The 9100-nt window shown below is 71.0% G+C and carries 10 protein-coding genes; 1 reads left to right on the forward strand and 9 read right to left on the reverse strand.

Annotation, left to right across the window (positions count from 1 at the left end):
- The 7 genes from BV453_RS01245 to BV453_RS01275 all read right to left on the reverse strand — a co-directional run.
- On the reverse strand, positions 1 to 1181 hold a 1181-nt coding region (locus BV453_RS01245; protein WP_249520668.1), incomplete at its 3' end, for a Gfo/Idh/MocA family protein.
- A gap of 41 nt (positions 1182 to 1222) precedes the next feature.
- Complete coding sequence (locus BV453_RS01250; RefSeq protein WP_249520669.1) at positions 1223 to 2278, reverse strand: LacI family DNA-binding transcriptional regulator; 1056 nt, start codon at positions 2276 to 2278, stop codon at positions 1223 to 1225.
- Positions 2279 to 2281: 3 nt separating this feature from the next.
- Positions 2282 to 3172, reverse strand: a complete 891-nt coding sequence (locus tag BV453_RS01255) for a carbohydrate ABC transporter permease (protein ID WP_025104693.1) — start codon at positions 3170 to 3172, stop codon at positions 2282 to 2284.
- Entirely contained in the window at positions 3165 to 4127 is a 963-nt protein-coding gene (locus BV453_RS01260) for a carbohydrate ABC transporter permease (RefSeq protein ID WP_062637352.1), read from the reverse strand. Before BV453_RS01260 ends, BV453_RS01255 begins: the two co-directional genes overlap by 8 nt.
- Before the next feature lie 4 nt (positions 4128 to 4131).
- Positions 4132 to 5394 (reverse strand): sugar ABC transporter substrate-binding protein, encoded by a 1263-nt coding sequence (locus BV453_RS01265; RefSeq protein ID WP_025104695.1) that lies wholly within the window; start codon positions 5392 to 5394, stop codon positions 4132 to 4134.
- 112 nt (positions 5395 to 5506) lie between these two features.
- Entirely contained in the window at positions 5507 to 5866 is a 360-nt protein-coding gene (locus BV453_RS01270) for a CrcB family protein (RefSeq protein ID WP_085604829.1), read from the reverse strand.
- Positions 5863 to 6237: a CrcB family protein gene (locus BV453_RS01275; protein ID WP_249520670.1), complete on the reverse strand. Its 375-nt coding sequence runs from the start codon at positions 6235 to 6237 to the stop codon at positions 5863 to 5865. Before BV453_RS01275 ends, BV453_RS01270 begins: the two co-directional genes overlap by 4 nt.
- Positions 6238 to 6324: 87 nt before the next feature.
- Here BV453_RS01275 and BV453_RS01280 point away from each other — a divergent pair, with 87 nt between their 5' ends.
- Positions 6325 to 7854: an FAD-dependent oxidoreductase gene (locus tag BV453_RS01280; RefSeq protein WP_249520671.1), complete on the forward strand. Its 1530-nt coding sequence runs from the start codon at positions 6325 to 6327 to the stop codon at positions 7852 to 7854.
- Between the two features lies 1 nt (position 7855).
- Here BV453_RS01280 and BV453_RS01285 read toward each other — a convergent pair whose 3' ends face one another.
- Positions 7856 to 8662, reverse strand: coding sequence for a nitroreductase family protein (locus BV453_RS01285; RefSeq protein ID WP_025104699.1), 807 nt, complete (start codon positions 8660 to 8662; stop codon positions 7856 to 7858).
- 4 nt (positions 8663 to 8666) lie between these two features.
- Positions 8667 to 9059: a hypothetical protein gene (locus BV453_RS01290; RefSeq protein WP_249520672.1), complete on the reverse strand. Its 393-nt coding sequence runs from the start codon at positions 9057 to 9059 to the stop codon at positions 8667 to 8669.
- Positions 9060 to 9100: the final 41 nt, after the last annotated feature.

Consider the following 9100-nt stretch of genomic DNA (forward strand, 5'->3'; position numbering starts at 1 on the left):
GAGGGGGTGGAGGAGGGGGTCTGGCCGCGCTCGAAGTAGGCGACGAGCTCGGGGTCGAGCGGAGGGACGGAGATCGCGGAGCCGTCGCCCCGGAGGGACGCGGTCGCGAGGATCCCGGCAGCCACGGCCTCCCGCGCCGCGACGGGAGAGGTCGCCGTGAGACCACCGTGCCGCACGAACCGGAGGAACTCGGCCACGAGCAGCGCGTCGGCACCGTCGTGTCCGGCGTCGGGCACCTCGGGCACGATGAACACCTCGTCCGCGTCGGCCGCCCCGGCATGCCGACGGTTCCACAGCCTCACCTCGCTGCCGGCCACGTCGCCGAAGTTCTCGATGCGCCCCTCGGTGCCGATCACGGTGTAGTTCCGCCAGTAGTCCGGGGTGAAGTGGCACTGCTGGTAGGACGCGAAGATCCCGCCCTCCAGCCTCAGGTTCACCATCGAGATGTCCTCGACGTCGACGACGGGGTGGAGTCCCGTGAGCGCGGTCGGCGGCCAGTTGTCCATGCTGAACCAGTCGGGCATCCGCTCCCCCGCGCGGTCCCGCCGGTCGGTGATGTCGCCGTAGACGCTCAGGCCGCCCATCGCCGCCACCTGCTCGGTGTACGCGCCGGCCAGCCAGTGGATGATGTCGAGGTCGTGCGCTCCCTTCTGCAGGAGGAGTCCGGTGGTACGGCTCCGGTCGGCGTGCCAGTCCTTGAAGTAGAAGTCGCCGCCGTGCCCCACGAAGTGCCGCACCCATACGGCCTTCACCTGCCCGATGCGCCCGTCCCGGATGAGCCCGCGCATGAGGGTGATCACGGGCATGTGCCGCATGTTGTGACCGATGTAGAGCCGGGTGCCGGTGCGTCGCGCGGTCTCCAGCATGCGGTCGGCGTCGGCGAGGTCGATCGCGAGGGGCTTCTCGCAGAAGACGGGCACCCCGGCTTCCAGCGCCCGGATGGTCAGGGCGGCGTGGGTGTCGTCCGGGGTCAGCACCATGACCGCGTCGACGCCGGATGCGAGCAGCTCGTCAAGGGAGTCGGTGATGAGCGCGTCGGGGACGAGCGCCCTGGCGTCCTCGCGGGCGCGCGGGGCGAGGTCGCAGACGGCGGTGATGCGGGAGCCGTGCCCCGGCCGGTGCACCTCCTCCTGGAGAGTGGAGCGCGCGCCGAAGCCGATGATGCCGATGTGGAGGTCCAACAGAAGTCCTTCGTGACAGAGGGGGAGAGAAAGGGGGCGGCTCAGCGGCCGCGGGCTGCCGGGGCGTCGAGGTCGGTCGAGCCGCCGGGGACGAGGGCCCAGGGGAACTCGTGCAGCGCCCCGGGCGAGGGGTCGCCCTCGAGCGCCTTCTCGACGATGATCCGCGCCTGACGCTCGTAGAAGTCCGTGGGGCCGACGGTGGTGAGGGTGGGCGCGATGAGCCGTGCGTCCGGCGTGTTCCCGACACCGATCACCGCGACGTCGTGCGGCACGCGAAGCCCGAGCATGTGCGCGGCGTTGATCGCGGCGATCGCGGCGAAGTCGGTCGTCGCGTACACGGCGTCCGGGCGGTTCTCCTGCGACAGCAGCTCGATCGCGGCGGTGAAGGCGCTGGCCTGGGTCTCCGCATAGGTCACGGTCCACGCCGGATCCGGGGAGATGCCGGCCGCCGCGAGCTTCTCGACGTACGGCGTGTAGCGCGTGACCTGGGTTCCCGCGAGGCGGACGGCACCCTCCGCGGCGATGCAGCCGATGGCCGTGTGCCGCTCCAGCAGGTGATCCATCGCGAGCTCGCACCCCGGGATCGCGTCCGAGCGGATGACGTCGAAGCCGTCCGGCTCCAGGTGCTCCGAGAACACCACGAGCCGCTGGCCCCGCTTGACGAGGTCGCCCAGCCGTCGCGCGTCCTCCTCGTCCAGGCCGACGCCGTCGAGATACGCCACGTCGCTCTCGACGCGGTCGAGCGCCGCGTGCCAGTCGCCGTCGGCGAGGATCAGCGTCGTCAGCCCGTGCCGGTTCGCCTCGGCGTTCACGGCGTCGGCCACCGCCAGCGACCACGGATCGCTCAGCATGTGCAGGGAGAGCTGCACCATGCCGCTGCGACCCGTGCGGATCGCCCTCGCGGCCGTGTTCGGCCGGTAGTTGAGCTCGTCCGCCGCCGCGAGCACCCGCGCCGCGGTGGCCTCGGCCACGCCCGCCCCGCTCGCCCCTGCTCGCCCGGAGAACACGTACGAGACGGTCGCGGTCGACACTCCGGCACGTTCGGCCACCATCCGCAGGGTCGGGCGGCGGCTCGGGGCGTGCTCACGCTGTGCCATGTCTCAGCCCTTCGTCCCGCTGAACGCGATGCCCTGGATGAACTGCCGCTGCAGGATCATGAACGTCACCAGCATGGGCAGGGTCGCCAGCAGGGCACCCGCCATGAGCACCGGGTAGTCGGTGCCGTGGATGCCGACGAGCTGCGAGAGTCCGACCGACAGCGGCATCTTCGCCGGATCGGTCGTCACGATCAGCGGCCACAGCAGATCGTTCCAGGACCACAGCACAGTGAACACCACAAGTGCGATGATGCCAGGCTTCGCGAGCGGAACCATGATCCGCCAGAAGGTCTGCCACGGATTCGCCCCGTCGATGCGCGCCGCCTCCTCCAGCTCGGCCGGCATCGAGAGGAAGAACTGCCGCATCAGGAAGGTCCCGAAGGCGCTGAAGATGCCGGGCACGATGAGCGCCTGCAGCGTGTTCAGCCAGCCGAGCGCCTGGATGATCTCGTACTGCGGCAGCAGGTAGAGCTGCGAGGGCACCATGAGCACCGAGAGGAACACGACGAACAGGGCGTTCCGGCCCGGGAAGGCGATGCGCGCGAACGCGTAGCCCGCCATGGTGCACAGGGCGACCTGCCCGACCGTGCGGCCGACCGTGAGGAGCACGGAGTTCAGGAACATCTGCCCGAACGGCATCGAGTCGAAGACCTCGGCGAAGTTGGTGAACACCCACTCGCGCGGAAGGAACGACGGCGGCACCTGCACCGAGTCGGACAGCGTCTTGAACGAGGTCAGCAGCTGCCAGACGAACGGGAACACCATGAGCGCGGCGCCGACGATGAGCACGACGTGGACGATCCACAGCCCGCGGTTCCGTGGGGTGCCCGCCCTCCGCGATCGTGCGGGGGCGGCACCGACGACCGCGCGGGTGTCGAGGGAGACGTCACTCATAGTGCACCCACTTCTTCTGCAGCCGGAACTGCACGATCGTCAGCACGAGGATGATCAGCAGCAGGAGGAAGGCGACGGCGGCGGCGTAGCCGCGGTCGTTGTCGAGGAAGCCCGCCTCGTAGAACAGGTAGACGACGGTGCGGGTGTTCGGCATCGCGGGGTTGCTGCGGCCGAGCATCATGTAGATGAGATCGAACACCTGCAGCGCCCCGATCACGCTGATGACGCTGACGAAGAAGATCGAGGGCGACAGCAGCGGGATCGTGATCGAGAAGAACTTGCGTACGGGGCCCGCCCCGTCGAGGTCGGCCGCCTCCATGATCGTGTCGGGGATGCCCTGGAGCCCGGCGAGGAAGATGACGATGTTGGTCCCGAGGCCCGCCCAGATGCCGACGACGGCGATCGCGACCAGCGCGGTGTTCGGATCGGTCAGCCAGCTCCGCCCCTCGATGCCGACCGCGCCGAGGGCCGCGTTCAGCACGCCGTAGTCGCCGTTGTAGATCATGCGCCACACGAGCGCGATCGCCGCGGGCATGGTGACGACGGGGATGAAGTAGAGCGTGCGATAGGCGCTGCGGCCCTTGAGACCGGTGGTGTTCAGCAGCGCGGCGATCCCGACCGCGAGGGGGATGCCGATGAGCGCGATCACCGTGTAGACCGCGGTGTTGCGGAGGGCCCCGAGGAGCTCCGGATCCTGGAACAGCCGGACGTAGTTCTCGAACCCGATCCACTCCGCGCCGCCGAACGGCCCCGACTTCGTGAAGGAGATGATGAGCGTGCGCACGGTCGGCCACAGGTAGAACACGGCGAGGCCCAGGGCGGTGGGCCCGAGGAACACCAGAGCCCACCACGGCGAGGCACCGGGCGTGCGGCGCCGCCGGCGGACCCCGGAGGGCGGGGCCTCCGGGGTCCGTCCGGCGGCGGGGGCGACCGCGCGAGGCGCGAGGACGGTCATCCGGTCACTCCTGCTCGGCGTCCAGCGCGGTCTGCATCTGCGCGGCGAGGTCCTGCAGGCCGTCCTTCGGGGAGACCGCTCCGGACCACACCTGGGACAGCACCTCGCTCTCGATGCTCGTCCACGCGGAGGTGTTCTTCGACACGGGGTACGGGACGGCCGTCTCCAGCGCGTCGATGTAGACCTGCAGGTCGTACTGCGGGAGGGCGTCGACCCAGGCCTGCTGGGTGCCGTTGTACGCGGGGATCACGGTGCCGGTCTCGGCCTGGATCTTCGCGGCCTGCTCGCCGCTCGCGAAGGCGGCGAAGTCCTTGGCCTCCTCCACGTGCGCGCTCTTGGCGTTCGCGACGTTCCCGACGCCGTGGATCACGCTCTGGTTGCCCTCCGGACCCGCCGGCAGCGGCGCCACGTCGACGCTGCCCCCGATGTCCGCGTTGTCCGCGTAGGCGATGGCGGCCCAGGAGCCGTTCTGGAACATGGCGACCTTGCCGGACAGGAAGAAGTCCTCCGGGTTCGTGTCCGTCATCTGCTGCGCCGTGGGCGAGGAGCCGTCGGCGATGAGGTCGGTCCACAGCTCGATGCCCTCGAGAGCCTCGGGGGAGCCGTATCCGCTCTGGGTGCCGTCCGCGGAGATGACCTCGCCGCCGGCCTGCGCGATGGAGTTGTAGAAGTTCTCCTGGCCGTACTGGCTCGCGGCGACGCCGAACTGGCCCTTCGCCGGGTCGGTCAGCTTCGCGGCCGCGGAACGGAAGTCGTCCCAGGTCCAGCCCGCACTTGGGTACTCCACCCCCGCGGCGTCGAACAGCGCCTTGTTGTACCAGAGCGCGACGGTGTCGAAGTCCTTGGGGGCGCCGTAGAGCGCGTCGTCGTAGGTGTAGAGGTCGACGAGCCCCTGGGGGTAGTCGGCCGCGTCCACGTCGTCGAGCGGGGCGAGCTGTCCGTTCGAGGCGTAGAGCTGGAAGTTCGGGCCGTTCATCCAGAACACGTCGGCGGCCGAGCCGCCCGTCACCGCGGTCTGGAGCTTGGTGAAGTACTCCTTGTACGGCGTGACCTGGATCTCGATCGTGACGTTCGGGTGCTCCTCGGTGTACGCGGCGGCGATGTCCTCCATCGCGGGCTTCTGGTTCTCGTCCCAGATCGCGTAGCTGAGGGTGATGTCGCCGCCCGACGACTCCCCGGTCGCGGAGGAGGAGCAGGCGGAGAGCGCCAGGACGGCGGCCGCGGAGGCGGCGAGGGCGCCCAGGGCGCGGCGAGAGGTGCGGGGCATCGAGGTCTCCTTTGACGGGTGCACGAGAAGGCGGTGCGCGATGTTAACCGTTTAGCGTTAAACGATTAGCAGCGAGAGTAGCGCGGCACGTCGGCTCTTCGCAAGCGTCGATCTAGAGCGCGGCGCCCAGCGCGAGCCCCAGCCCCGCGGCGAGGAGACCGAGCACGAGCATGCCGACCGCGTCGAACACCGCGGCGCCGCGCTCGCCGTCCCGCCACAGTGCGACCGCATCGAGCATCGCGGTGCTGAAGGTCGTATAGCCTCCGAGGAGGCCTGCGCCGAGCACGAACGCCGCCTCCGGCAGCGCCGTCGTCACGAGGCCCAGCGCGAAGGAGCCGGTGAGGTTGACGACGAGGATCCCCCACGGGAACCGTCGGCCGGCGAGCCGCGCGACGCCGAGGTCGACGAGGTACCGCAGGACGGCGCCGACGCCCCCGGCGAGCGCGGCCGCGAGGAACAGCAGTGGACTCACGACACCCCTCCCCGGCGCGGGCGCCCCAGCCGGAGCCCTGCCGCCGCCGCGAGAAGACCGAGGACGAGACTGCCCACGGCATACGCGGCGGCGAGGAGCGGAGCCGACCCCCACAGGGCCAACGTCCCGGTCATGAGGGCGCTATAGGTCGTGAAGCCGCCGAGGACGCCGGTGCCGAGCAGCAGCCGCAGCTCCGCCGAGGCCGGGAGCCGCGCCGCCACGACCCCGATGAGCAGGGCGCCCAGCACGTTGGCCAGCAGCACCGCGAGGGGGAAGCCGCCGGGATCGTCCACGAGGAGTCCGAGGCCCAGACGCGCCGCCGTCCCGAGCGTGCCGCCGAGCGCGACGAGAAGGACACGACGGAGACTCACGCTCGCCACTGTAGTCGCCGCATGACAGCGCGACCGTCGGATGTCAAGGCGTTGGGGTGGGGGCGGGGACAGGCGTTGACTGTCGGCATGAAGCCCCTCTGGAAGGTCGACCAGGACGCACCCCACGGCACTCCCTTCGATCCCGGCGCGCAGCACGACGTGCTGATCGTGGGGGCGGGGCTCACCGGCCTCTCGACCGCGGTGCTCCTGACCCGCGCCGGACTCGACGTCGTGGTCGTCGACGCGGGGGACGTGGCGGAGCTGTCGACGGGCGGCAACACGGGCAAGCTCTCGCTCCTCCAGGGGCAGCAGCTCGCCACCATCCGCAGGCACCATCCGGCGGCCCTCGTCCAGGCGTACGTCGACGCCAACCGGGCCGGCATGGAGTGGCTCACCGGCTTCGCCGACAGCGCGGGCCTGAGCTACACCGAGCGGACCGACCACACCTACGCCCAGGGTCCGGACGGGCTCGAGGCGGTCCGAGCCCAGCACTCCGCCGCACGGGAGGCGGGGCTTCCGACCCGGCTGCTCACCGCGGGCGAGCTGTCGACGCCGTTCCCCGTCGCGGGCGCGGTCGCCCTCGATTCGCAGGTGACGATCGACCCGGTCGCCGTCGCCGACGCGCTCGCGAAGGAGTTCCTCGCGGGAGGCGGCACGCTGCACACCGGCGTCCGCGTGACAGGCGCCCACGCCCTGCCGGAGCCACGGGTGGAGACGACGGCGGGCCCGATGTTCGCCGAGCACATCGTCCTCGCGACGGGGACCCCGATCCTGGACCGCGGCCTGTACTTCTCCAAGGTCGCCGGGATGCGGTCGTACTGCGTCTCGTTCCGGGTCTCCGGCGGCGTGCCGGAGGGGACGTTCATCTCCGCCGACGGCCCGACGCGGTCCATCCGGCCGGTGTCCGCCGCCGACGGCCCCGCCGACACCGCGCAGCTCGTCGTCGGCGGCAACGGGCATCCGGTCGGCCGCTCGGACGGCGAGACCGCGGCGATCGACGACCTCGTGGACTGGACCCGCCTGCACTTCCCGGATGCGGAGGAGACCCACCGCTGGTCCGCGCAGGACTACCAGTCGCACAACCTCATCCCGTTCGTCGGCGCCCTGCCGCGCGGCCTCGGGCGCATCCGCATCGCCACCGGGTACGCGAAATGGGGGCTGTCGAACGCGCCCGCTGCGGCCCTGCGTCTCACGGAGGAGATCATCGGGACGAAGCGCCGCGAGCGTCCGTCCTGGATGCTGCGCCTCGGCACCCGGCTCACCGTCCCCGCCGATCTCGCACGGGGGGCCGTCGAGGGTGCGAAGGTGGCCGCCGCGGCCACGAAGGGCTGGGTCGAGGCCGAGACCACGCCGGTCCCCGTGCCACAGCCCGCGGAGGGCGAGGGCGTCGTGGCGAACCGCAGTGGTCGCCCGGTCGCCATCTCCACGGTCGACGGCGTGACCAGGGCCGTCAGCGCCGTCTGCACGCACCTGGGCGGCGTCCTCGACTGGAACGACGCCGAGTGCACGTGGGACTGCCCGCTGCACGCGTCGCGGTTCGCCGCGGACGGCACGCGCATCGAAGGACCGGCGCTGAACGATCTCCCGGAGATGCCGCGGACGGTCGGGGGCTCCTGACTCAGGTCCGCGCCGGCGGCGTGTCCCAGCCCTGCTGCGGGGTGTCGCAGTCCTCGCGGAACACGTACTGCGACACGAGCTTGCGCTGGCTGCTGGACCAGTCGATCGCCGGGCGGCGCTGCTCGGGCGGCAGGTAGCCGAGCCGGTACACGGCCATGAGCTCGAGATCGTCGGGCACCCGCAGCAGCCGGACGATCTCGTCCCAGCGCCCCGGCACCTCCATCGGGAACGAGATGAACTGGATGCCCATGCCCAGCTCGACCGTGGTCAGCCAGACGTTCTCCATGGCCGCCCCCATGCTGAACACGGAGTAGAACGACGACAGCTGCCCGGGCCGGTACTCGCTCCGGTCGAGCATGACGCCCAGGAGCAGCGGCGATCCGGCGACGAGCTTGCGATTCTCCGAGCCCAGCGTCTTCGGCACGCCGAACGTGTTCATGAGCGTCTGGCCGCGCTTCGTGAACACCTGGGATGTGAAGGGCCGAAGCGGCGCGGGGAGCTTGTCGAACAGCATGCCGCTGCGCTTCTCCTCCATCTCCTCCTGACTGAAGCGGAAGTACGGCTTGTACCGCTCGAAGAACGTCCCGTTCGACATGGCCTCCGTCATGCTCTCGCCGGAGATGCGCGCGATCTCGTCGATCGTGTCCCTGTTCTCGATCACCACGAAGCGCCAGGGCTGGCTGTTGAGCTGCGAGGGCGCGCGCCCGGCCGCTTCCAGGAGGATGCGCTGGTGCTCCTCGGAGACCGGGTCGGGCAGGAACGCCCCGTTCGTGGTCTTGCGGCGGCGGATGGCGTCGAGCAGTTCCATGCGGTCACTTCCGGTCGGAGGGGAGGCGCGAGACCACGAGGCCCGCGAGGACGAAGGGCGCCGCCGTGAGAGCGACGAGCGGGTGCCGCCGGGTGTGCGTCCCGGCGTAGGGGATCGCCGCCAGGGGGACGGCGGCGGGGAGGAGAGCGAGGGCGGCGCGACGGGTGCGCGGCGTGCGGGTGGCGAGACCCGCGACGACGGCGAGTCCGGCCGTCGCGCAGGTCAGGATGTAGAGGGCGTGGTGCACCCAGCGGAAGCGGCGCGTGTCGATGAGCCTCGCCGCCACCGCGAGCCCGAGGGCGCAGTTCGCCGCGTAAGCCGTCGCCGCCGCCGCGAAGGCTCCGGACGCGGGGCGGTCGTCGCGCCCCCGTCGTGCCCGTCGCGCTCGCCCCGTCATGGCACGACCCTACGCCCTCCCCTCCTCACCCGATCCACCCC

The organism is Microbacterium sp. ER1 (genome assembly GCF_023383675.1).
Lineage (GTDB): Bacteria > Actinomycetota > Actinomycetes > Actinomycetales > Microbacteriaceae > Microbacterium.

Coding starts and splice junctions, on each gene's coding strand:
- BV453_RS01250 (WP_249520669.1), bottom strand. CDS start 2,278: ATGGCACAGCGTGAGCACGCCCCGAGCCGCCGCCCGACCCTGCGGATG.
- BV453_RS01255 (WP_025104693.1), bottom strand. CDS start 3,172: ATGAGTGACGTCTCCCTCGACACCCGCGCGGTCGTCGGTGCCGCCCCC.
- BV453_RS01260 (WP_062637352.1), bottom strand. CDS start 4,127: ATGACCGTCCTCGCGCCTCGCGCGGTCGCCCCCGCCGCCGGACGGACC.
- BV453_RS01265 (WP_025104695.1), bottom strand. CDS start 5,394: ATGCCCCGCACCTCTCGCCGCGCCCTGGGCGCCCTCGCCGCCTCCGCG.
- BV453_RS01280 (WP_249520671.1), top strand. CDS start 6,325: ATGAAGCCCCTCTGGAAGGTCGACCAGGACGCACCCCACGGCACTCCC.
- BV453_RS01285 (WP_025104699.1), bottom strand. CDS start 8,662: ATGGAACTGCTCGACGCCATCCGCCGCCGCAAGACCACGAACGGGGCG.
- BV453_RS01290 (WP_249520672.1), bottom strand. CDS start 9,059: ATGACGGGGCGAGCGCGACGGGCACGACGGGGGCGCGACGACCGCCCC.